Annotated in this window: 16 protein-coding genes and 1 riboswitch; of the genes, 10 read left to right on the top strand and 6 right to left on the bottom strand. The window is 69.3% G+C overall.

Features of this window, described 5'->3' with window-relative positions; translation table 11 throughout:
- Window positions 1–318: 318 nt before the first annotated feature.
- The 4 genes from CIK77_RS03130 to CIK77_RS03115 all read left to right on the top strand — a co-directional run bounded on the left by CIK77_RS03130 (window position 319) and on the right by CIK77_RS03115 (window position 6,667).
- Complete coding sequence (locus CIK77_RS03130; RefSeq protein ID WP_087054537.1) at window positions 319–2,139, top strand: S53 family peptidase; 1,821 nt, start codon at window positions 319–321, stop codon at window positions 2,137–2,139.
- A complete protein-coding gene (locus CIK77_RS17845) occupies window positions 2,136–4,730 on the top strand; it encodes an LPXTG cell wall anchor domain-containing protein (RefSeq protein ID WP_212647467.1) in 2,595 nt (864 codons plus the stop codon). Before CIK77_RS03130 ends, CIK77_RS17845 begins: the two co-directional genes overlap by 4 nt.
- Before the next feature lie 194 nt (window positions 4,731–4,924).
- Window positions 4,925–5,134: an EamA family transporter gene (locus CIK77_RS17840; protein ID WP_212647468.1), complete on the top strand. Its 210-nt coding sequence runs from the start codon at window positions 4,925–4,927 to the stop codon at window positions 5,132–5,134.
- Window positions 5,135–5,194: 60 nt separating this feature from the next.
- On the top strand, window positions 5,195–6,667 hold the full coding sequence (locus CIK77_RS03115) for an alanine/glycine:cation symporter family protein (protein WP_087054540.1): 1,473 nt from the start codon (window positions 5,195–5,197) through the stop codon (window positions 6,665–6,667).
- 21 nt (window positions 6,668–6,688) lie between these two features.
- Here the strand turns inward: CIK77_RS03115 and CIK77_RS03110 are convergent, their stop codons facing one another.
- On the bottom strand, window positions 6,689–7,603 hold the full coding sequence (locus tag CIK77_RS03110; RefSeq protein WP_087054541.1) for a LysR family transcriptional regulator: 915 nt from the start codon (window positions 7,601–7,603) through the stop codon (window positions 6,689–6,691).
- Between the two features lie 86 nt (window positions 7,604–7,689).
- Between CIK77_RS03110 and CIK77_RS03105 the strand changes: the two genes are divergently transcribed.
- Window positions 7,690–8,742 carry a YeiH family protein gene (locus tag CIK77_RS03105; RefSeq protein WP_087054542.1) on the top strand — a complete coding sequence of 351 codons (1,053 nt, stop codon included), beginning with the start codon at window positions 7,690–7,692 and terminating at the stop codon, window positions 8,740–8,742.
- A gap of 38 nt (window positions 8,743–8,780) precedes the next feature.
- On the opposite strand, the gene CIK77_RS03100 is transcribed toward CIK77_RS03105, so the two are convergent.
- The 3 genes from CIK77_RS03100 to CIK77_RS03090 all read right to left on the bottom strand — a co-directional run bounded on the left by CIK77_RS03100 (window position 8,781) and on the right by CIK77_RS03090 (window position 10,979).
- Window positions 8,781–9,476 (bottom strand): SDR family oxidoreductase, encoded by a 696-nt coding sequence (locus CIK77_RS03100; protein ID WP_087054543.1) that lies wholly within the window; start codon window positions 9,474–9,476, stop codon window positions 8,781–8,783.
- A 66-nt stretch (window positions 9,477–9,542) separates the two neighbouring features.
- Complete coding sequence (locus tag CIK77_RS03095; protein ID WP_087054544.1) at window positions 9,543–10,706, bottom strand: MFS transporter; 1,164 nt, start codon at window positions 10,704–10,706, stop codon at window positions 9,543–9,545.
- 54 nt (window positions 10,707–10,760) lie between these two features.
- Window positions 10,761–10,979 (bottom strand): SCO4848 family membrane protein, encoded by a 219-nt coding sequence (locus tag CIK77_RS03090; RefSeq protein WP_087054545.1) that lies wholly within the window; start codon window positions 10,977–10,979, stop codon window positions 10,761–10,763.
- A 155-nt stretch (window positions 10,980–11,134) separates the two neighbouring features.
- Between CIK77_RS03090 and CIK77_RS03085 the strand changes: the two genes are divergently transcribed.
- The gene (locus tag CIK77_RS03085) at window positions 11,135–11,521 is read left to right on the top strand and encodes a VOC family protein (RefSeq protein WP_087054546.1); all 387 of its coding nucleotides are present in this window, start codon (window positions 11,135–11,137) and stop codon (window positions 11,519–11,521) included.
- A gap of 81 nt (window positions 11,522–11,602) precedes the next feature.
- Here the strand turns inward: CIK77_RS03085 and CIK77_RS03080 are convergent, their stop codons facing one another.
- Window positions 11,603–12,157 carry a type II toxin-antitoxin system PemK/MazF family toxin gene (locus tag CIK77_RS03080; RefSeq protein WP_249268538.1) on the bottom strand — a complete coding sequence of 185 codons (555 nt, stop codon included), beginning with the start codon at window positions 12,155–12,157 and terminating at the stop codon, window positions 11,603–11,605.
- 40 nt (window positions 12,158–12,197) lie between these two features.
- Window positions 12,198–12,306, top strand: a riboswitch (TPP riboswitch).
- A 68-nt stretch (window positions 12,307–12,374) separates the two neighbouring features.
- Between CIK77_RS03080 and CIK77_RS03075 the strand changes: the two genes are divergently transcribed.
- Genes CIK77_RS03075 through CIK77_RS03060 form a run of 4 tightly spaced genes read left to right on the top strand, consistent with a single transcriptional unit; the run spans window position 12,375 to window position 16,107 of the window.
- Window positions 12,375–13,028, top strand: a complete 654-nt coding sequence (locus tag CIK77_RS03075) for a YkoF family thiamine/hydroxymethylpyrimidine-binding protein (RefSeq protein ID WP_087054548.1) — start codon at window positions 12,375–12,377, stop codon at window positions 13,026–13,028.
- Window positions 13,015–13,629 (top strand): ECF transporter S component, encoded by a 615-nt coding sequence (locus CIK77_RS03070; RefSeq protein WP_087054549.1) that lies wholly within the window; start codon window positions 13,015–13,017, stop codon window positions 13,627–13,629. Before CIK77_RS03075 ends, CIK77_RS03070 begins: the two co-directional genes overlap by 14 nt.
- Window positions 13,613–15,355 (top strand): ABC transporter ATP-binding protein, encoded by a 1,743-nt coding sequence (locus CIK77_RS03065; protein WP_087054550.1) that lies wholly within the window; start codon window positions 13,613–13,615, stop codon window positions 15,353–15,355. Before CIK77_RS03070 ends, CIK77_RS03065 begins: the two co-directional genes overlap by 17 nt.
- Window positions 15,352–16,107: an energy-coupling factor transporter transmembrane component T family protein gene (locus CIK77_RS03060; RefSeq protein WP_087054551.1), complete on the top strand. Its 756-nt coding sequence runs from the start codon at window positions 15,352–15,354 to the stop codon at window positions 16,105–16,107. Before CIK77_RS03065 ends, CIK77_RS03060 begins: the two co-directional genes overlap by 4 nt.
- Before the next feature lie 50 nt (window positions 16,108–16,157).
- Here the strand turns inward: CIK77_RS03060 and CIK77_RS03055 are convergent, their stop codons facing one another.
- Window positions 16,158–22,181: a GH92 family glycosyl hydrolase gene (locus CIK77_RS03055; RefSeq protein ID WP_170934099.1), complete on the bottom strand. Its 6,024-nt coding sequence runs from the start codon at window positions 22,179–22,181 to the stop codon at window positions 16,158–16,160.
- Window positions 22,182–22,269 lie beyond the last annotated feature (88 nt).

Genomic DNA, 22,269 nt, shown 5'->3' with positions numbered 1-22,269 from the left:
GAGAACGGTGCCGGGGCGGTTCCTGCAGGCGGGCTCGATGCAACGGGCCGACCCGACGCGACCGGCGAGGTTCTCTCCGGGGGATCTGCCACCGTGCGGGATCCTGCGAAGAGTGTGTGAGAATGATTATCGCGATCGATACCTGAACTCATCGATCGCGTCGGCCTGCGGCCGTCATGGTTGCGGCTGAGCGCGAGGCGCCCGGTCTGAGCGGCACGCCGCTCGGATGCGCCTGTTCACCCTGTCGGTCGATGGCGGTGCGAGCGGTGCGTTCGCGCGCGCTGAATTCCCCTCTCCACACGAATGAAAAGGATGTCCATGCGACCACGCCTACTCTTCGGCGCTCTCGTGACGACCGCCGTGCTCGTATCCGGTGCGTCCGTCGCGACGACCGCCGTTGCTCCACCGGCCGCGGCCGATTCCCGCGTGCTGCCGGGTTCTCTGCCATCGTGGGCAGCAGAACCGAGCACTGAGCGCCTCGCAGTCGCCTCCGATGCTGAGCTGTCGCTGTCGGTGCTGGTCGACCCCGCGCAGATCGGCGACGCTCCGGATGTGCGCGACTGGCTCATCGACGGCGGGCTCGACGTCGGTGCCCTTCGCGAGTCCGTCTCTGCGCTGCCGGTGACCGGCACCGCGTCGGCGGTCGGCGCCGTCTTCGGCACAACGTTCTCGCAGTACCGGGTGGGAGAGCTCGAGGCCGTCGCGCCGGATGCCGCGCTGACCGTTCCGGCAGATCTGGATGCGGTGATCGACGTGAGCGGCACCGTGAACGTCGACGTCTTCCGCCCGGCTTCCGCTCGTGCGGTTCAGCCGACGAACGAGCCGCATCCGGACGAATCAGACCGGACCGTGCCCGTCCTCGCCGATGATGGTGACTGCGCCGCGCACTGGGGCGAGAAGCTGACGGACGAGTGGCCAGAATCCGTTGACGTCGAGCACCGCTCGAACGCACTCTGCGGCTACCTGCCTGCGCAGCTGCGGCAGATCCACGATGTTCCGGCCGAGTACACCGGCGAGGGCACGACGATCGCGATCGTCGGCGCGTACGACGATCCCCGCACTGAGGCGAACACGAACACGTACTTCTCGGAAGCGGGCGCGCAGCCCTTCGCCCGCGATCAGTACCGTCACCACGCTCCGGCGAACCCGGACAACGATCGCTGCGGCGGCCCGCAGAGCTGGACCGAGGAGCAGCACCTCGATGTGCAGGCTGCGCACGCGATGGCTCCCGACGCCGACATCGTCTACTGGGGCGCCGCAGAATGCACCACGACGTCGATGTTCACGCGCATCCTCGATGCGGTCGAGGGGGAGCAGACCCCCGACGTCATCAGTCTGTCGTTCGGCGCGGTCGAAGACCTGGACACCGCGGCTGACCGAGAGCTGCTCAACCGTGTGCTCGTCGAAGCGGCTTCTCAGGGAGTCTCCGTGTTCTCGTCGTCGGGCAACGACGGCGACTACAGCATGGTGGGCGACCACCCGCACATCAGCGTCGCTTCGCCGGCATCGAGCCCGTACATCACAGCGGTCGGCGGTACGAGCACGGGGCTCGGCGCCGATGGCGAGATCGTCGTCGAGGCCGGCTGGGAGATCCAGACGCGCTTCGCCAGAAACGGAGGGGTGATCCCGCCCGGATTCGCGTTCGGCGCGGGCGGCGGTGAGTCCTCCGTCTTCGACAGGCCCACGTGGCAGCGTGACGCGCTCGACGAGCCGGGAACCCGTCGCCTCGTTCCCGACGTCGCCTCGATCGGGGATCCGAACACAGGCTTCGTGGTCTACGGCCCGCACAACGGCCAGACCGAGTACGCCACGCACGGTGGTACGAGCCTTGCGACGCCGATGGTGGCCTCGATGGTGGCCCTTGCGAAGGCCGCGACCGGCGTTGAGGTCGGGCTCGCCGCCCCGTCGCTGTATGCGCTCATGGGCACGGACGCGATCCGCGACGTCACGCCCGCTTCTGCGGGGACGTGGGCGGCGCGGGGGCCGGATGCCGGTGCGATCTACCCCGAGACCATCTTCGTATGGGACGCCGAGCCGCAGACCCTGCAGTCAGGGCCGGGCTGGGACGACGTGACGGGCCTCGGAGTGCCGACCGGCCGCGCGTTCATCGAGAACTTCGGAAAGGAGCTGGACCGATGAGACTCACGCAGGGAATCGGTGCGGCCGTCGCGACAGCGGCTGCGGCACTGCTCACTCTCGGCATCGTGGTGCCCGCGCAGGCGGCGCCCGAGGACGGTGTGCTCGCGAGCGCTGTCGGTATGGAGATGTTCGATGTCGACCTCGGCACGCTCGTCGCACCCACGCCGGTGGCCGAATGGTCTTCGGGGCAGGACGTCGGCGCGACGCACGAGCACGTCGACGACGTGTTCAAGCTGAACACGTCGCAGGCGTCCGGCCTGTCGGCGACAGCCGGGGCAGAGGGCGCTCAGGCGCAGATCGCTTCGGGCGAGTTCCAGCTGCGGGACCGTCCGGCCATCGAGTTCGAGGGGCTCTCCGCTTCATGCGGCCCCGACGGTGCGCCGACGCTCGGGCTGGACCGTCTCACGATCGACGGCGTCGATCTGACCGACGAGGCCGTATCGCAGCCCGGGTGGCGCTATGACCTGCCAGACTCGATCTGGGGCCCGACGTATGTGATGGCAGGTGAGGTCAGCACGGCACCCGACGGCAGCACCACGATGGTGGGTCTGCGCATCCAGGGAGAGCTCGGAGCCTCGGAGATCGCTCGTGTGCGCCTGGGCACGGTGACCTGCGCCGAGGCAGCAGCATGGCCCGAACCGCAGCCCATCGAGCCCACCGATCCCGTCGAGCTCACCGAGCCCGTCGCGACCGGAGTCACAGTGACGGCGCCCGACGGCTCCGCGCTCATCGCGGGGGAGCCGCGCGCCGAAGGCCTGGGCGAGTCGGCGCAGAGCGACGACATCGCCGCCGGGGACGACTACCCGACGTCGGCCGAGGGGGTGCATGTCGCGACGAACGACGACGGCGGCGCGCACGTCCGCATCGACGAGTTCACCCAGATCCCCGACGCGGATCAGGGGTGGACCGGCGAGCTCCTGCCGTCGGCGCTGCGCGTGTACGGCCTGACCGTGGACGTCACCGCCGACGGCGAGGCGGACGTGCAGTTCGATGATGTCGGCAATGCGGTGTTCGTCAACGGCGTGTGGATCAACACCTCGACAGATCTGTACACCGGGTTGGACGCCGAGGGGAACGAGCGCGTGCGCATCCGCTTCGGAGAGCGCGTAGAGAACCCGGACGGCACGGTGACAGTCATCGGACTGCACTACGAGGATCTGACCGGCACCTATCCCGAGGTGCGTCTCGGTGAGGTGCATCTGCCGGCCGACGATGTTCCCGCAGAGCGCGCCAGCGATGCCTGGGGCGTAGCAGTCACCTCTCCCGACGGCTCAGAACTCATCGCGCCGCAGCCGCGCGTCGAGGAAGCGGGCCGAACACAGGAAGCCGCACTCATCGAGGCAGACGGATTCCCCTCGGTCGCACGCGACGTCTCGGTGTCCCTCGGCGAGGAGTCCGACGCGACAGTGTCGGTCGGGTCGTTCGAACAGGTTCCGGATCAGGGCACCGACCCGATGGCGGAGTATCGCTGGCCGGCGCTGCGCGTGTACGGGATGACGGGGACGGTTGACGCGGACGGCGAGATGACGGTGGAGTTCGCCGATACCGGCAGCGCGGTGTTCGTCAACGGGGCGTGGATCAACACCTCGACCGACCTGTACACCGGGCTGGACGTCGACGGGAACGAGCGCGTGCGCATCCGCTTCGGGGAGCGCGTCGAGAACCCGGACGGCACAGTCACTCTGACCGCCCTGCACTACGAGGACCTCACAGGCACGTATCCGGACGTGCGCATCGGCCAGGTGACGATCGCCGCCTCCGACGTCGAGCCGGAGAAGCCGGATGACGAACCGGACGAGCCGGAGCAGCCATCCGACCCTGCACTCGAGGACTGGTACGCCTTCGGCGTCCAGGCTACGGGCGCGAGCCACCTCGCTCCTCAGCCGGTTGTGCAGTCCACGCACGACGAGCCGCAGAGTGTCGTCGACAGGACGATCACGGACAGCGCGGCAGGGCAGATCCGTGTGGGCGGCGTGCAGCTCGCGTCGGCTCCGCGGTCAGGTGCTGCAGCGGTCGATGAGGTCGTGCTGTTCCCGTCGACGAGCGTCGAAGTCCGATTGGCAGAGCTGTCCGTCTCGGTCGACGGCGCTGATGTCACCGCGACCTCGGCCGGCGGAACGGTGGGCGGGCAGGCGATACCCGCGGGTGAGATCGCGCCGAACACGTCGATCGCGCTTCCGAACGGCGGTCGAGTCGTGCTGGCCGGTCAGAACGACGAGGGGGACGCTCGCACGGTGACCGGCCTGCGTTTCCTCGATGCGGCGGGTCTCAGCTCGGACATCGCGATCGCGGTGGTCACCTCGGAGGCCGTGTCCGCTGAGCCGGATGACGACGAGAACCCTCCAGCCGACGGCGGCGGGGACGGTTCGGACGGCGATGGCGGAAGCGACGCGGGAGGCGGCGGCAACGTCACCGCGCCGGGCGCCCTCTCACCCGACGGTACGAGTCCGGCGGGGACGAGCGGCACCGGATCGCTCCCCGCGACCGGCTCGGACCTCTCGCCCGTCATCCCGGCGGCGGCTGCGCTGCTGCTCATCCTGGGCGCCGCACTGACAGTGTTCCGACGTCGGAACCGCATCGACATCAGCTGACGGCCGGGCCCGGTTCTCGGACCGGGGTCGGCGCGTGGAACGACCGCGCGCCGACCCCGGTGGCCGCATCGACGTGTCGTTCATGCCCGTCGTCATGGATCGGATCCGTGCGCTGCGGACGGCGAAACCGGCGAGACCAGCCGGACGCGAACAGCTCGGCAGCCGCGTCGCACAGTTTCTCCGCCGGGCCGGCGGTGAGGGAGCTGCGCCGCATCTCGGCGCAGGTCTTCGGCGCGTTCACGAGCCTCAATCCGGTATGGGCCGCGCTGGCCGGCTGGCTGCTGCTTCACCAGACGCTCGGTGTGAACGAGTGGGTGGGAGTGGCGCTCATCGTGGTGAGCAGTGCCATCGTCTCGATGCGAGCGCTTGCGCCCTCGGAAGAGCAGGGTCCGGTGCGACGATGAGATGCTCTGTCCCGCGATTCGATGCTGGAATCCGCGCTGGTCACAGACGATACTGACGCAATGGAAATCGTCGCTGACTGGCTCGCCGATAAGGGCGACCTGTTCTGGACCTGGGTGGTTCTTCCCGTCGTGGTGCTGCTCGGGCTCTACCTCACCGTCCGCTCCGGCGTCGTGCAGTTCCGACTCATCCCTGAGATGTTCCGGACGCTCACGAACCGCACGCCCCGTGACGAGGCGGGCGAGCCGCAGTCGGTGTCGGCATTCCAAGCGTTCACGATCTCGGCGGCATCGCGTGTGGGAACGGGGAACATCGCGGGCGTGGCCACGGCGATCGCTGTCGGCGGGCCAGGAGCGGTGTTCTGGATGTGGCTGATGGCGTTCGTCGGCGCCGCCTCGGCGTTCGCGGAGTCGACGCTCGCTCAGCTGTTCAAGGTGCGCGACCCCGCAGGCTTCCGTGGCGGCCCTGCCTACTACATGCAGCGAGGGCTCAAGGCGCGCTGGATGGGCGTGTGGTTCGCGGTGATCCTCATCATCTGCTTCCCGTTCGCGTTCAGCTCGCTGCAGGCCAACACGATCTCCGCTTCCCTCGGCGGCGCGGTCGCGTCGATGACGGGCACGGACGCCGGAGCATGGCTGCCGTGGGTCACCGGCATCGTGGTCGCGGCCCTCACGGGGCTCGTCGTCTTCGGGGGAGTGCGCCGCATCGCCTCCGTGACGCAGACGATCGTGCCCGTGATGGCGCTGGCATACCTGCTGCTCGGGCTGGCTGTCGTCGCCGTCTCCTGGCAGGAGATCCCGGCAGCGATCTCCTCGATCTTCACGCAGGCGTTCGGATACAACGAGGTGGTCGGGGCGGCCTTCGGATACGTCGTCCTCACCGGTATCAAGCGCGGTATGTTCTCGAACGAGGCCGGCCTCGGCTCTGCGCCGAATGCCGGTGCGAGCGCTGCCGTCACCCATCCGGTCAAGCAAGGGCTGGTGCAGGCCCTCGGGGTCTACTTCGACACGTTCCTGGTGTGCTCGATCACGGCCTTCATCATCCTCACCGGCGTTCCCGACCTTGCCGGAGCGGCCGTGGGCGTCGACCTCACACAGGCAGCCCTTGGCGACACGCTCGGCGAATGGTCGCTCACTGCGCTCGCCATCATCGTGTTCCTGCTCGCGTTCAGTTCGATCATCGGCAACTACTACTACGGCGAGGCGTCGATCGAGTTCATCTCGACGCGCCGGTGGGTGCTCGTCGCGTACCGCACCCTCGTCGTCGCGGCGGTCTTCGTCGGTTCCGTGCTCTCCGCCAACGTGGTGTGGAGCTTCGCCGATGCCGCAATGGGGTTCATGGCGATCACGAATCTCGTCGCGCTCGCCCTGCTGTCGGGGCTCGTCTTCGCGCTGCTGCGTGACTACATGCAGCAGCGCAGGGACGGCAAGGATCCGGTGTTCACACGCGACCGGCTGCCGGACGTCTCGGGAATCGACTGCTGGCACGACGAGCTCAGCGTGACGGGGCCGCTGCCCGTGCAGCGCCGTCGGTGACGCCGCACGGCTGCTGGCGGGTCATCGGCGCGGGCGCCGGGCGACGACGTCCAAGAAATCGCGCGCACCGGGCTGCGGAGCGGTTCCGGACCACACCGCCGCGAGCGGACGCTCCATCCGGAAGCACCCGACCTCCACACGCACAAGCCTGCCGGCCCGGATGTCGTCGGCGACCGCGAGGGAGCTGAGCGCGCCGGGAGCGGCGCCCGCCATGATCGCGCTGCGGACGCCGAGCGTCGTCGACAGCACGGCCGCGGGCTCGGCCGTGACCGGACAGTCCGCCGCGAGCAGAGCATCCTCCAACGCCCGTCGGGTGCCGCTGCCCTGCTCACGGAGAACCAGGCTCGTGGCGGCGAGTTCGCGGGCGGAGACGCTGCCCGATCTCGCCCAGCGGTGCCCCGGCTGGGCGACGACGTCGACCGTGTCATGGGCGACGACGACCGATCCGAGGTCATCCGGAAGGAACGGGGTCTCGATGAAGCCGAGGTCGGCGGAGCCGGCGCGCACGGACTCGATGACCGCGCTGCTGTTCTCGGCTGTGAGCTGCACCATCGGTCCGTCATCGCCGGTGCGGATGCGCCATCCGGCGATCCACTCCGGCAGCAGATGCTCCGCGATGGTGAGGCTCGCCGCGATCCGGATCGTCCTGCGGCGATCGGTGCGCAGAGTCGCGACCGCGTCGGAGAACTCGTCAGCCGACGCGAGTAGCCTCGCCGCCCAGCCGACGACGACTTCGCCTGCGGGAGTCAGCTGAGAGCCCCGTGCAGACCGCACCAGCAACCGGGCTCCCAGATCGTTCTCCAAACCTCGGATGCGCAGGGACACGGCCTGCTGACTCACGCCCAGGTGCGCACTGGCCGCCGACATGCTGCGCTCCGCCGCGACCAGCGACAGCGCGCGCAGCGCCTCCAGATCCGGTTCCCCGGTCCTCGTCATGCTTCTCACCTCGGTACAAGCCTAACTTGTAGCGATGAGACGATCTGCTCCTACCGGTGCATTGCGGTCGCGCGCAGGATGGGGATATGGCAGACGAACAGCGCGAGTACGACGCCCGCACGGCCCGCGCTCGGGCTGTCCAGCTCTTCCGCGCGATCGCGCCGGGCGTGCTGGTCAGCCTGCTCGCGGCTGCGGCCTCATCCGGGATCGGTCTGCTCCTGCCAGGCGTCAGCCCGCTCATCCTCGCGATCGTGTTGGGCGTGCTCGTCGCCAATACGATCGGTGTGCCGCCGTTGTGTGCGGCCGGGGTCGACTTCTCGGCGAAGAAGCTCCTGCGCGCCGGCATCGTGCTCCTCGGTCTCCAGCTCGCGCTCACCGACATCGTCGATCTCGGCGCAGCGCTGCTGGTCGTTGTGGTGTGCATCGTCGGCGGCGGCATGCTGGGCACGATTCTGTTGGGGCGGCTGCTGCGGGTTCCGTCCGGCCTGACCCTGCTCATCGCGTGCGGCTTCTCGATCTGCGGCGCCGCAGCTGTGGCAGCGGCGGCAGGAGTCACCGATCCGGATGATGAGTCCGAGCAGGACACGATCACGGCGGTCGCATTGGTGGTGCTGTTCGGAACTCTGATGATCCCGCTCATCCCACTGGCCGCGCAGCTGTTCGGAATGGGCCAGGAGCAGGCGGGGATGTGGGCGGGAGGGTCGATCCACGAGATCGCCCAGGTCGTCGCCGCGGGCGGCGTGATCGGCGGGGGAGCGCTGGGCGTCGCGGTCGTCGTCAAACTCGCCAGAGTGCTGCTGTTGGCGCCGGTCGTGGCAGGTCTGAGCATCCGGCAGCGACGCCTCAGCCGAGCCGCGGGCAAGACCTCCCTTGCGAAGCTGCCGCCGATCGTCCCTCTGTTCATGCTGGGTTTCATCGCGATGGTTCTGCTGCGGACCTTCGCCCCGCTTCCCGACGGCGTGCTCGGGGTCGGCGGGGCACTGCAGACCGGCCTTCTCGCCGCGGCGATGTTCGCGCTCGGGTGCGGGGTGAGAATCCGGAACCTCGTCGGAGTGGGCCCGAGGCCCTTCGTGCTGGGCGCGCTCGCGACTCTCCTCGTCGGCGCGATCGCCTACGTCGGCGTGCGGCTCGTCGGCTGATCTCCGGCCGCCGACCGTGTCGTCCCGCGCGCTGAGTGCTACAGCCGGGAGATCTCCTGCCTGGGGCGCACGGGGAGATCGGTGATGTGCACGTCCTGCGGCGCATCGATGACGAACCGGACGGATGCGGCGATCGAGCGGGGGCTGATGTATCGCTCGGGCGTGTAGGCATCGGCGGGCACCATGGCGCGCAGCATGTCTGTGTCGGTCTGGCCGGGGGAGACCGTCACGACGCGCACGCGGTGCGGCTCTTCGTCGATGCGGAGCACGTCGGCGATGCCGCGCAGAGCGTGCTTGCTCGCGGTGTACACGGCGCTTCCTGGCACGGGTCGCGTGCTCGCGCCCGAACCGATGAAGACGACTGTTCCTTCGGCGCGCCGCAGCAGGGGGAGCGCCGCCCGCGTGAGCAGGGCGGGAGCGGTGACGTCGGTGGCGAAGTGCGCCTCCCAGTCGTCTTGCGTCGCGTCGGCGACGGACAGCGGTCGAGCGATCGCGGCGACGTTGGCGAGCACGTCGAGGCGGTCGAGTTCGGCGACGCGGGTTTCCATGGCGGCCGTGTCGGTGAGGTCGAGCTGCCAGGTCTCCGCCCCGGTGCGCTCGCGCAGTGCCGCGAGCCGTTCGGCGTTGCGCCCTACCGCGACCACACGGTGCGTCGCGGCGAGGTCGGCGACGATCTCGCCTCCCATTCCTCCTGTGGCTCCGGTGACGAGGGCGACGGGCTGATCGGCGTGCATGGGGTGTCCGTTCTCGAGAAGGGGCGCTGTGGACGACGCTCGCCTGTGACGATACCGCGGCTGCGTCTACCGGGCCCGCGGCCGCAGCTGGGTGGCGAGGGCGAGGACCGCGAGCGCCGCGATCACGGTGATCGCGACCGACAGCGAGCTGAACGACGTGATCCCTCCGATGGACGGGGTCAGACACACGGTCGCCGCGCGCATGATCCAGTTCACGGCGGTCACTCCGGTGTGCGGCTTGAGGCCGGGCAGGGCGTCGGCCTCCGAGAACGCGATCGGCACGGTGATCGCGCATCCCAGGCCCGCGAACGCGAAGGCCACGATCGTGACCCACGCGAACGGCGCCCACGCGACGACGACGAGACTGGCGGCGACGATCGACAGGCTGGTGATGAGCGCGGCGCGGCGGCCGACGGCGTCGATGAACCTGTCTCCGGTCATCCGGCCGACGAACTGAGATGCGAGCAGCACACTCAGGCCGATTCCCGCGGATTCGACGGCCATCCCGCGTTCGGAACTGAGCAGCACGGCCGACCAGTTGTTGCCGATGTCTTCGACGGAGATGCCGGCGAGGGCCACCAGCGCGAGGGGCGCCAACAGCCACATGGCACGGCGACCGATTCCGCCTCGGGGCTCATCGTCGTCACGTGGGCCCTGCAGATCGGGCAGGAACCTCGCCGACGCGAGCGCCATCGCGGTCACGCACACGGCTGCCCAGACGCCGATGTGCAGTGCGATCGGCACGCCGGCGATCGCAGCCAGGGTCCCGACGCCGCCGCCGATGGCCGCACCTATGCTCCATCCGGCATGCATCGAGTTCAGCAGCGAACGGCCGTACGCTGCCTGCACCCGCAGACCCTGAGCGTTCTGTGCGACGTCGACCACCGCATCGCCGAGCCCGGCGCACACCATGCCGATGGCGAAGATCCACGGGTTCCCGAGCGCGACGCCGACCGCCGCGACACTCACCGCGACACCGACCCACAGCGTGCAGGTCGACGCGGTCATGCGCATGCCGAGCCGTCGCAGAATCAGGCCGGGCAGATGCAGCGCGCCGGCCGAACCGATCATGTATGCCGCAACCAGAACGCCGAAGGTTCCGGCCTCCAGGCCGAGCAGATCCTTCACCTCCGCGTACCGCGCGAGGAGGGTGGCTGGCAGAGCGCCGTTCGTGGCGAATGCCAGCATCGTCGCGACGCGGGCGCGTCGATTCGCTGTGGGCTGGTTCACATGTCTCCTGCTCAAGGGCGGGCGTCGCCCGGACGGGATGAAGGGCCTCGGCTGCTAGAGCTGTCCTGCCAGCGCCGCGATCCCGGCGAGAACCGACGCGAGGGCGATCACCATCGCCGCGATGAACAGCACCAGGTGCACGGTGAAGAAGCGCGTGACATTGCCGGCTTCGTCGCGGGCGCGGGGATCCTTCACGACACGACGGAAGAAGTTCGGCCAGGTGAGCGCGTGGAAGGCGGCGTTGACGAACAGCAGCACACTGAGCATGACCATCCGATCAGCGTAGTGCGGGGCGCGGGATACCGGAGGACGCTGCGCCGGGGGAATCAGATGAGGTGGGGTGGCTGAGTCGATACCAGTGCCTCTGGACAGTGACGCTCCCCGGTGGGACTCTGGGTACTGTACGCGAGGCCGCAGAGGGAGCAGAGATGTTCGAGAACTCCGACGCATTCAGCGGCATGTCGTCCGATGACATCGCGGCTTCACACACCTTCTACGAGGACGTGCTCGGCCTCACCGTCAAGGATGAGGGCATGGGCGGGCTGATCTCGGTGCAGCTGCCGAAGGGCGGCGCGGTGCTGATCTATCCGAAGGAGAACCACGAGCCCGCGACGTTCACGATCCTCAACTTCCCCGTCGATGACGTCGACGCGGCGGTCGACGAGCTCGTGGCAAAGGGGGTGGCGATGCTCCGCTACGACGGCTTCGAGCAGGACGAGAAGGGCATCGCACGAGGCAGGGCCGCCGGATACGGCCCGGACATCGCCTGGTTCACCGACCCCGTCGGCAACATCCTGTCCGTGCTCACGGTGTGACCGCGCCGCGAATGCCTAGGTTCTTCGCGAGTGCCTACGCAATTGCATAGGCACTCGCGGAATTCGTAGGCACTCGGCGGTTCAGCCCGCTCGCCAGCCGAAGCGCTTCTGGAGCGCGTGGGCGACGCGGGTGTAGCGGTCGAGGTCGAGGGCCGCCGCCTCGCGGCGCATGCCGTCGTGGTGCACGCTGTAGAGCTGATCTGTGTCGACCCATGACGTGCGTCCCCGCGCGTCCCACGCGCCGGATCCGATGCTCACGCGGTCGTCGCGCCCCGGCTTGTGCTTGCTCGTGAGCTTCAGTGCGTAGACGCGGTCAGTCGTGTGCCGCGCGATCACGAGCACCGGCCTGTCCTTGCCCCGACCATCGTTCTCGACGTACGGCACCCAGGTCCACACGACTTCGCCGGCATCCGGCTCACTGTCCTTCTGCGGAGCGTACTCGAGGCGCACGCCGCTCACCGTGCGCGGATCGATCTCGATCGTCGCGCTGTCGCCGAAGCTGCCATCAGATGCGTGCTGCGCGGCAGGAGTCGGCGCCCCCGTTCGTCTCCGCACGCCGCCGCGTCGACCACCGCGGCCGAGGACGGCATTCAGTCCGAGGGTGAGGATCTTGGTGAGGATTCCGCGCTGTGCCACGCGCTCCAGCATATGGTGCGGCGTCGGCCTGCTAGTGTGACGCTGACTGCACGGGAGTCCGGTGAGCCGGGCTGAGAGGGAGTAATCGAACTCCGACCGTAGAACCTGATCCGGATCATGCCGGCGCAGGGAGCGAATGAGCTCGCGATTGCTCCGGCGAAGCAGACCGCCGGAGCAACTCGCCCTCTCCACCGTGCACACACGGAACGGAGATGGAATGACAGAACTGCTCACCACCGCCTCAGCCGCGCAGGCCGCGGCGGATCCTCGAACATTCGGCGTCGGCGCACGGGTCAGCGTCGCGGTGATGTCGGACGACTACGCCGACATCATCGTCGGGGCGCTCAGCGGCCTCGACGCGAGCGGACTGAGCGTCGACACCGGCGACGTCAGCACGCACATCACCGGCGGGGAGGACGACCTGCTGCGCTGGGTCACCGACCTGGCCGCGACGATCGCCGAAACGGGCAGGCACGCGTCGATCACGCTGCACCTCTCGCGAGGCTGCCCCGGCGAGGTCGTCTGCGAGCTGCCTGGCGGGGCGGGGCCTCGCACGGTCGACGCACCGCAGGGCAGGAAGACGGGCCGCTACGCCGCGGCCGAGTGGTCGCTGTACCCGCTGCAGGACGCCGTCGCACCGAACGGCGATCCCGACCACATGCGCGACATCTACACGGCGATCGATCTGGCGCACGCCAACGGAACCTTCCGCGAGGGCGGGCACTACGTCACCCGCTTGGAGGGCGACCTCGGCACGATCCTCGCGACCTGTTTCGCCGGATGGACCATGGTCGGCCGCACGGTGCAGCACGTCACGAGCCACCTCGTCGTCTCCGTCAACAGTCCGAGCCACGCCGATGTCACCCTCTGAACGCCCCGCACGCGCCGGTCGCCTCGCTCTGCGCGACATCGTCCTGATGGTGATGCTGGCCGTCGTGTTCGGGTTCCTGTACTGGGCGCTCGTGCAGGCGTGGAACGCCCTGGCGATCCTGATGGGACCGGCAGGCGACCTCGCCCAGCACGTCCTGCTCGGCGGCTGGCTGCTGGTCGCGCCGATCGCGATCGCGATCATCCGGCGCCCCTTCGTCGGCATCATCGCCGAGGTGATCGCGTCCGTCATCGAAGTCGTGTTCCTCGGCTCCGCCGTGGGGCCGATGCTCATCGTGGCCGCGCTCATCCAGGGCGCGGGCAGCGAGCTTCCGTTCGCGCTCGGCCGCTACCGCCGTTTCGGGTGGGTCACCTACGCGTTCAGCGGCCTGATCGGTGCGAGTGGGGTCTTCGTGCTGTCGATGTTCCGCTTCGGCTGGCTCGGCCAGGACATCCTCTGGCTCCGCTTCGGCGTGCAGGCGGCTTCGGGAATCATCCTCGGCGGCCTGCTGGCGAAGGTGATCGTCGACGCGCTGAAGGGAACAGGGGTGCTGTCGGGCTTCGCGATCGGCCGTGCCGCGCAGGCGGATGTCGCAGCACGCTGACGCGCTGGTCGCCGCCTCCGCACGGACCGCGGCGTTCTCCGGCGGCGGCGGGATCGGGCCCATCGACATCCGGATCGAGCACGGTGAGAGCGTGCTGCTGCTGGGCGCGTCGGGCTCGGGCAAGTCGACGCTGCTCCGGATGATGCACGGCGCCGTGCCGCACGCGTTCGCCGTTCGCACGACGGGACGGATGTGGTTGGCCGGGCGCGATGTCGACGAGATGGAGGTCGCGCAGGCGGCGGATGTCGTCGGGGTGCTGCCGCAGGATCCCGACACAGGCGTGTGCCTACCGATCGTGGCGGACGAGGTCGCCTTCCCGCTGGAGAACCTGGCGGTGGCACGCGAGGAGATCGGCCCCCGGACGCGGCGCGCCCTGGAGCAGGCGGGGGCGTCGGAATGGGCCGAGCGCGACACCACCGCACTGTCGGGTGGTCAGCTGCAGCGGGTGGCGCTCGCGGCCGCGCTCGTCACGGAACCGCAGCTCGTGCTGCTCGACGAGCCGGCGTCGATGCTCGACGGCGCGGGAATCGACGTCGTTCGGGACGCACTGGACCAGGCGAACGCCGCATCGATCGCGACCGTGCTGGTGGAGCATCGCCTCGACGAGCTCGCCGGTGATGTCGGGCTCGGCGCGCTGCCCCGGCGATGGATCGTGCTCTCCGAGGACGGTGTCGTCGCGTACGACGGAACGGGTGAGGACATCGCAGTGCGACGGGGGAGGGAGCTGATCGCGCTCGGCTGCTGGCTTCCCGTCGACGCTGAGCTCGACGCGCTGCTGGGAACGTCGGGCGGCATGCGCGACCCACGCACGATGCCTGCGCTGGGCGCGACAGGACGCGATGAGCGCGCAGCGCAGGCGACCACTACCGGGGCGGGAGACGTGAATCGCCGACACTTCGCAGAGGCGGCTCCGGAACACGGCTCAGGCGCCGCGCTGACGGCTCGCGGCCTGGTCGTCGCACCGGGCGGCGCCCGCGCCGAACCGGTGATCCGCGGAGTGGACATCGAGCTGCGCGCGGGGGAGTGCGTCGCGCTGCTCGGAGGCAACGGCGAGGGGAAGTCGACCCTGCTGCGCGCGCTTGCGGGGGTCGTCCCGCCTCGTCAGGGCGAGGTGGCGGGCCCGAGGCCAGGCATGGTGTTCCAGAACCCCGAGCACCAGTTCGTCGCGACGACGGTGCGCAGCGAGCTCGCGCATGGACTCGGCGACGCGGCATCGACGGCGGTCGAAGAGGCGCTGGACGGCTTCGGGCTGTCGCACCTGGCTGATCGCGACCCGCACCGGCTCTCCGGGGGCCAGATGCGGCGCCTGAGCATCGCCGCGATGCTGCTGCACAACAGGGCCCACCTGTTGGCGGACGAGCCGGGCTTCGGGCTCGACCGGCTCACCAGTGTGCATGTGATGAGGGCGCTGCGACGCTCCGCCGAGGAAGGCCGGGGCGTGATGTTCTCGAGCCACGACCTGCGCGCCGTCGCCGGTCACGCCGACCGAGTGGTCCTGCTCTCAGGCGGGGAGATCGTCGTCGACACCACACCGCTGGAGCTGCTCCGCGACGAGGAGTCGCTGGAGCGCGCGCGGTTGCGCCCGTCGCGGCTGATGCGCGAGCTGGCGGCCGCCGTCGGCGACCAGACCGAGCTGCGCGCCGTGCTGCACGGCCTCGACGATCTCGCACTTGGTGCGGATGCGACGGCCCCGCTGCCGAGACCAGGAGAGGACGTGCGGGCATGACGGACACCTCATCCTGGCTCGCACGCCGTGACCCAGCCGTGAAGCTCGCCGCACTCCTCGCCGTGTCGATCGCGACGATGTTCCTGTGGCGACCGCTGCCGGTGCTCCTGTTGTACCTGGGCTCACTCGGGGCGATCGCGTGCGTCGCCCGAGTGTCGATGCGGACGATGGTCGTCGGCCACGTGCCGTTCCTCGCCTTCGGCGTCGGCCTCCTGCTCGTGAACGCGATGAGCAGACCCGGAACCGACCTCGTGCCGGACTGGCCCATCCGGATCACTGTGGAGGGCATCGAGGTCGGTGCCGCGCTGGCGCTGCGAGGGCTCGTGATCGGTGCGCTCACGATCGGGTTCCTCGCCTCCACATCGCCGCGCGACCTGCTCGTCAGCCTGATGACGCGCGCCGGGCTCAGCCCGCGCTATGCGCACGCCGTCCTCGCAGGACATCGGATGCTGGCGGCCATGCCGCGCTCCTGGGCGTCGATCAGGGCGGCCCAGGCAGTGCGCGCGCCGCTGGACCGCCGAGGAAGGCCGAAGGGCGGGCCCGTCATCTTCGCACGGTCGGCGTTCGCTCTGCTGGTCGACGCCATCCGCTCCTCCGAGCGCATCGCCCTCGCTCTGGAGTCGCGCGGCCTTGGCATCGGCCCCCGCACCGTGTGGCGCCCCGTCCCTATCGGCTGGCCAGACGCCGTCCTCGCGGTCGGGGTCGTGCTCGCGATGACGACGGTGCTGGGGATGGCGTGGATGCAGAGGTGAGCGTCCGCCGAGCTGATGTCGCACTGCGCTCGGCTCGGCGGACGCGGGGACTACCTGCTGCGGCGCATGCGCGAGATCACGACGAGCCCGAATCCGGCGATGAGAAGCGCGCCGAGGGTCATGATCAGCCATACCGGAATCGTGCCGCCCGTCGTCGGCAGATCATCCGGCAGTGCGGCGGTGACTTCAAGCGGAACATCCGCGTCGAGGCCCGATGTCTTCCCCGTGGCTACGAGCCGGTGATCGCCGACCGGCGCGTGCGCCGGGATCGTAACCGAAGCGCTGAATCCGCCTGATCCGTCAGCGACCGCCTGTGCGATCCGCAGCGGCTCGGAGTGCAGGGCGAACGATACCGTCTCGCCCGCAGCGAAGCCGCGACCGGTCAAACGCAGGGAACCGCCCTGCACGGCGCTGTCGGCACTCGCGATCAGCTCCGCGTCCAGCATCGGCGTGTCCGAGACCTCGATGCGCAGTGGGGCAGACGTCGACTCCTCGTAGGCGTCGGGGTCGTCTGGCACGAAGTGCGCGACGTACTCGTGCGTGCCTGCGGTCTGCATCGTCACTTCGAAGCTCGTCGCCCCGCCTGGCCCCGTCGTCGCCGTCATGGATGAGTCATCACTCGTGATCTTCACGGTGCCTGTCGCCTCCGACGGCGCCACCGTCGCTGTGAGACCAACTGTCTCACCCGCCACAGGCTCTGCGCCGCCAGCCGAAAGGTCGATGCTGGTCCGCTCAGGTTCGACCTGCCCCGCGCGCACGGACAGAGTTGTGGATGCCTCGACCTGCGAGACCTCACCGAGTGCGATCACCGGATAGTCGCCGACCACGGTCGACTCAGGAACCGACAGCACGGCGGAGACCGAGCCCTCGTCGTCCGCCGTCGTCGTCACGGCATCGGTGGTGCCCATCCGGATCTCCACGTCCTCGCCGGGTGCGAAGCCGGTGCCGTCGATGCGGACGTCGTGCCCAGGCGCGACCTCGTCAGGCGAGACGGTGATCTCCGGTGAGTACTCCGGCTCCGGCGCGACCACCTCGATCTCGAGGGAGGCTCGCGCCGAGCGCACCCCGTCGTCGACGGTCACGACGACGTCGTATGTTCCCGCCTCGTCGTAGGTGTGCGAGGCCTCGACGGCGCCGTCCGCGACGTCGGCGGCACCGACCGGGGAGCCGTCGCCCCAGTTCACTGTGGCCGACTGCTCCGGCAGACCGCCCGTGACGGCGGCGAGCGTCGCGGAGAACTCCTCGCCTGCGACCTGCTCACCCACGGCTCCCGCCTCTATTGAGAGCGGATCCTGCGCGGATCGGGCGCCGTCCGAGGCGATGGCGAACACGTGCACGCGCCCGTCGCGCAGCGAGCCCGGCTCGTCCGGCATGGTGAGCGACTCGACGACCTTCGGTGCGCCATCGGCATCGGTGTCGAGCGTGACCGGTGCGGTGGCGTAGATCGCCGTGTTCTTCACCGTCGACTCCGCAGATGTGCCGGCCAGTCGCCCCTCGGAGACGGCCACCACGACGTTGTCGTACGCGGGGTCGCCCGATGCGCCGACCCAGTCGCCGAACGAGATGTTCACCGTCTGCTCCGTGCCGTCGGTGAATCCCAGCACGGCCTCGGGGGAGCGGGCCAGCTCCGTGGCCGTTCCGACGAACGCGAGCTGCGTTGCGTCTTCCCCCAGGTCCAGGCCGAACGACTGTCCGTCGCCGGTGACGTTGTCCGGCTCGCCCGCCGGGATCGCCGGCAGGTCGTAGGTCAGCTCGGTGTCGGGGATCGGTACGGTCTCGCCCTGCACGAAGCCGTCGGCGGCGAGCTTGTCGCGGAAGTAGCCGTAGCCCTGCCCGTCGCAGCTTGCCGCGGTCTCGCCGAGGTCGCCGATGCAGACGTTGTTCATCGCGCCGACGAAGGTGTCATCGCGATGCACGTCGATGCGCGCCGACGCGGCGGCGATGGCGCCGGAGGAATCTCGCACCGTCACCGTGGCGTCGTAGGCGCCGGGCGCGGTGAACGTGTGCGGAGCGCTGACTCTCCAGCCGCCGAGGTCGTCATGCGTGAGCGTCACGTCCCCGGTCTCGTCTCCGTCGCCGTAGTCGACGGAGACGTCATAGCCGGATGCGTGCTCCTCGGGCCCGACGATCGTCGCGATCGCGGCGTCGAAGCTGTCGCCCACGGCCACCGACTGATCATCGGCGGGATTGACCGACAGCTCGCTGTCGCCGCTCACGGAAGCGAAGAACTCGATCTCCGCGAGCGCGAGCCGGCCATCGGCCGACGAGGCCTCGAGTCGCAGCTGCGTGTACGCCCCTCCGTCGTCGACGGAGAACGGACGCGTCTGCGCACCCCAGCGGAATTCTTCGCCGTTCCGGCTGTCCAGCTCGACCCAGGTGCTGCCGTCCACAGAGCCCGATAGCGTCCAGCTCTCCGGCGCCGACGCGCTCTCCTCCGCTGTGAGCGTGTACTGGTCGACGGAGACGGGGCCGGATGACGACCGCCAGGTCAGATCCGCCGAGCCCGCATCGAACACAGCGGACGAGTTCATGTTGTCGTCGGTGAGAGCGCCTGTCGGCGTTCCGTCCGCGGCCGTCAGCGAACCACGACCCGGCTTGGTGGCATCGACGAGCGGCTCCGGCGCGTCGATCTCCTCATCGAGGTCCTTCGCGCCCCACTGCGAGGGCTCCTTGCTCATCGCGAACTCGACGTCGCCTCCCGCGCGGAGCAGGTCGCCGTCGAATGTGGTCGAGCCGATGTCACGGCCGTTGATGCTCACGCCGTCGACGTAGGTCATGCCGTCGGAAGCACCAGGGGCGCTGATCCGGATGTCGCGGTCGCCGATCGACAGCGTCGCAGCGTCGAACAGCGGCGTGCCGATCGTGTAGTCGCCCGAGCCGTTCTCGAGCGGGTAGAAGCCCAGGGCGGAGAACACGTACCAGGCGCTGAACTCGCCGTTGTCCTCGTCACCTGGATATCCCTGACCGATGTCGCTGCCGACGAACATGCGGTTCTGGATGTCGCGGATCAGCTCCTGCGCGCCCGTAGGGTCGCCTGCTTCTGCGAGCACATACGGGATGTGATGTGCGACCTGATTCGACATGCCGAGCATGCCAAGACGCACGTCGCGGGCCTCACGTGCCTCGTGGATTCCGGAGTACGCCGCCTCCTCGCGTTCGGTGAGGAACTCGTGAAGTTCGTCGAGCAGGCCGTTTCGGCCGCCGTACAGCGCCGCCATGCCGTCGACGTCGTGCGGGGCGTGGAATGCGAAGGTCCACGCGCTCGCCTCGGTGACGTCCTCGCCCCATTCCTTCTTGTCGAAGTCGGCGCCGTTGGCCCAGCTGCCGTCGGCGTTCCGCGCGGCGAAGACCCCGGCATCCGGGTTGTACATCTCGGCATAGTGCTCGGCACGGGAGGTGAAGTAGTCCGCCTCCTCGCGCAGTGTGTCCACGCGTTCGGCAGGGGTGTTCGGGTCGTCTGCGAGAGCCGCGGCCATCTCCGAGATGCCGAAGTCGTTGATGAAGCCCTCCAGGCCCCACGAGACGCTCTGGTGCGTGGACTTCTGCGTGTACCCGAGGAAGATCGACTGTTCGAGCCCCTTGCGGCCGACCGCATTGGAGTCGGGACGCACGGTGGCGTTCTTCAGCGCCGCGTCGTACGCGTCGAGTGCTGTTTCGGTGTCCAGCGCGCCGGCCAGGTAGGCCTCGGCGAAGGCGACGTCGCTGCTGGTGCCCGTCATCAGGTCGGCGTAGCCGGGCGACGACCAGCGCGCGATCCAGCCGCCGTCGCGGTACTGCTGAACGAAACCGTCCACCAGCTCGTCCGTCACATCCGGGTACAGCAGGGCGTACAGTGGCCACGCGGTGCGGTACGTGTCCCAGAACCCGTTGTTGACGTACACCTTCCCGTCGACGATCTCCGCGTTGGTCTCCGTGTCGGTCGCCTCGCCCGTGGTGGGCGAGACAGGGCTGGCGTAGGCCTGCTGCGGTTCTTCGGCGGTGCCGACGTTCTCGAACTGCGAGTTCGGGTAGAGGTTCAGTCGGTACAGGCTGGAGTAGAGGCTGACCAGCTGGTCGTCGCTGGCTCCCTGCACGTCGTGCACCACGCTGAGACGCTCGTTCCATGCGTCGCGGACGAGCGCATGAGCATCGTCGAACGCCACACCTTCCAGCTCGAGTGCGTGGTTGTGATTCGCCTGCTCCTGTGAGATGAACGACGACGCGATGCGCAGCTCCACGGTGTCATCGGCTGAGGTGTCGAACGCGGCGTAGCGCGCGGAGTCGGTGCGGTCGCCCTCCGGTGCGGCCCCGGATGCGACCGGCTCGGCGTCGAATGTGCCGTAGACGAACATCCGGGTGCGGCCCGGCCACCCTGAGCCGCCGTCGACCCAGCCCGAGACGGTGTCGCCCTCGACCGTCAGACCGGAGGATTCGACGACCTCGTCGACCAGGACCGAGCCGCTGTCACCGGCGAACCCGAAGCGGTAGATCGCACCGTGATCTGTGGGGGTGACCTCAGTGGTGATGCCGTCGTCGAACTCGACCGCGTACAGGTCGGGGCGCGCCGTCTCGTTCTCGTGGCCGAACGCGAGGCGACGGTCCTCGAGCGTCGACGTCGGGCTGGAGCCTGCGGCGGGGAGCACGGCGAGTTGGTTGCGGTCGCCCATCCAGATGCTCGGCTGGTGGGAGAAGCCGATGCCCTCCAGGGCCGGGCGATTCTCCGGCGTGTTCGCCCGCTGGTACTGGTAGATCGTGCCGTGGTTGTCGGCGTCGGTCATCGGGGTGAGGAAGTTGAACCCGTTCGGCATGGCGGCGGCGGGGATGTTGTTGCCGCGGGAGAAGCCGCCGGACGAGTTGGTTCCGCGGCGCGTGTCGACGTAGGAGACCAGTCCGTCGCTCGTGTCCCGCTCGGCGGCGGGGGCGATGCGGAGGTCGTCGAGCCAGCCCTGAATCGTGGTATCGGCGGTCGGCAGTTCGATGCCGGACACGCCCTCGCCTGGGTGATCGTAGGTGAACCGGATCTCATTCACGGTGCGGCCGGAGAACTCGGCGAGGTCGACGGAGACGCGGTTCCACTGGTCGGGCCAGAGCTTGTTCGCCGCGCCCTGCTCGGCGGCGTCCATACCGAAGCCGTAGTCGTCTGTCGCGCCGCTGCCGGAGAGCGTCGAGCCGTCGTCGAAGAGGAGGTCGACGGCGACGAAGGTCGCGGCATAGCTCTGGTCGCCGTCGAGCACGGGGAACACCGCGTAGGAGAGCTCGGCGTCGTCGGCGACGGCGACGGCGAGGTCGTCGTACACGACGCTGGTGGAATGCGCGGGCCCCGCCTCGAGCTGACGGCCGGAGTAGCGCAGCGCCTGGGTGCCGGTGAAGCCGACGCCGGTCTTGGCGGTGGAGGAGCTGGTCGGCCCCGAGTCGATCTCGAGAGCGAGGTCGGATGGCTGCGCGGCCGCATCGGGGTCGGCGAGCGGCTCGAAGCCCGCCAGCTGCAGGATGCCGCCGCTCTGCACGGCGGAGACGTCGAGACGGTAGAACGTGTACGAGTCGCTGGGCGCGGTGGGGGTGTAGGTGCGCGTCTCACCTCGTTCGGAGAACGCCTCCTCCCCGGCGCGGGAGTCGATCTGCGTCCAGTTCTCGCCGTCGTTCGAACCGAGCACGCGGAAGTCACGGGGGTCGCGGTCGGGGGCGTCGTTGCCCGAGGTCAGTGTGTACGCGCCGAGCGGCTGCGGCTCGCTCAACTCGAACTGCGCCCAGCCGGCGTCGGAGAAGACCAGCCACTTCGACGACGGGTTGCCGTCGGCGAGGTTGTCCGCGGTCTCGTTGGGAGCGTTCTCGTCGGAGGCTGTGACATCGATCACGTGAGGGAGCACGCTGCCCGGCGCGAACTGGCCGCCGCTGACGCCTGCGGATTCGCCGGTGCCGCGCAGTGCGGGGGTCTCGTCGCCCGTCTCGAACGACGAGGCGAACTCCGGTTCCGCTGCGGTCGCTGCGGTCGTCGGCAGCAGCACCGCGGCGACGACCGCAGCGGCGGCGAGCATCGCCTGTGGGATGCGCGCCCGTCGACGGCTCTGAGACTCGACTCGGTTGAAAGGGATCACCGTTGCTCCTCGATCGCTTCTTCGCGTTTCTGACATCGCTGTCATATGCTGTCTGGGAAGCTACCACAGACACCCGCCCGGCGGGAGG

Origin of the sequence: Microbacterium sp. JB110, assembly GCF_003335195.1 — a bacterium.
GTDB lineage: Bacteria > Actinomycetota > Actinomycetes > Actinomycetales > Microbacteriaceae > Microbacterium.
This window is presented reverse-complemented; position numbering and strand designations above follow the sequence as displayed.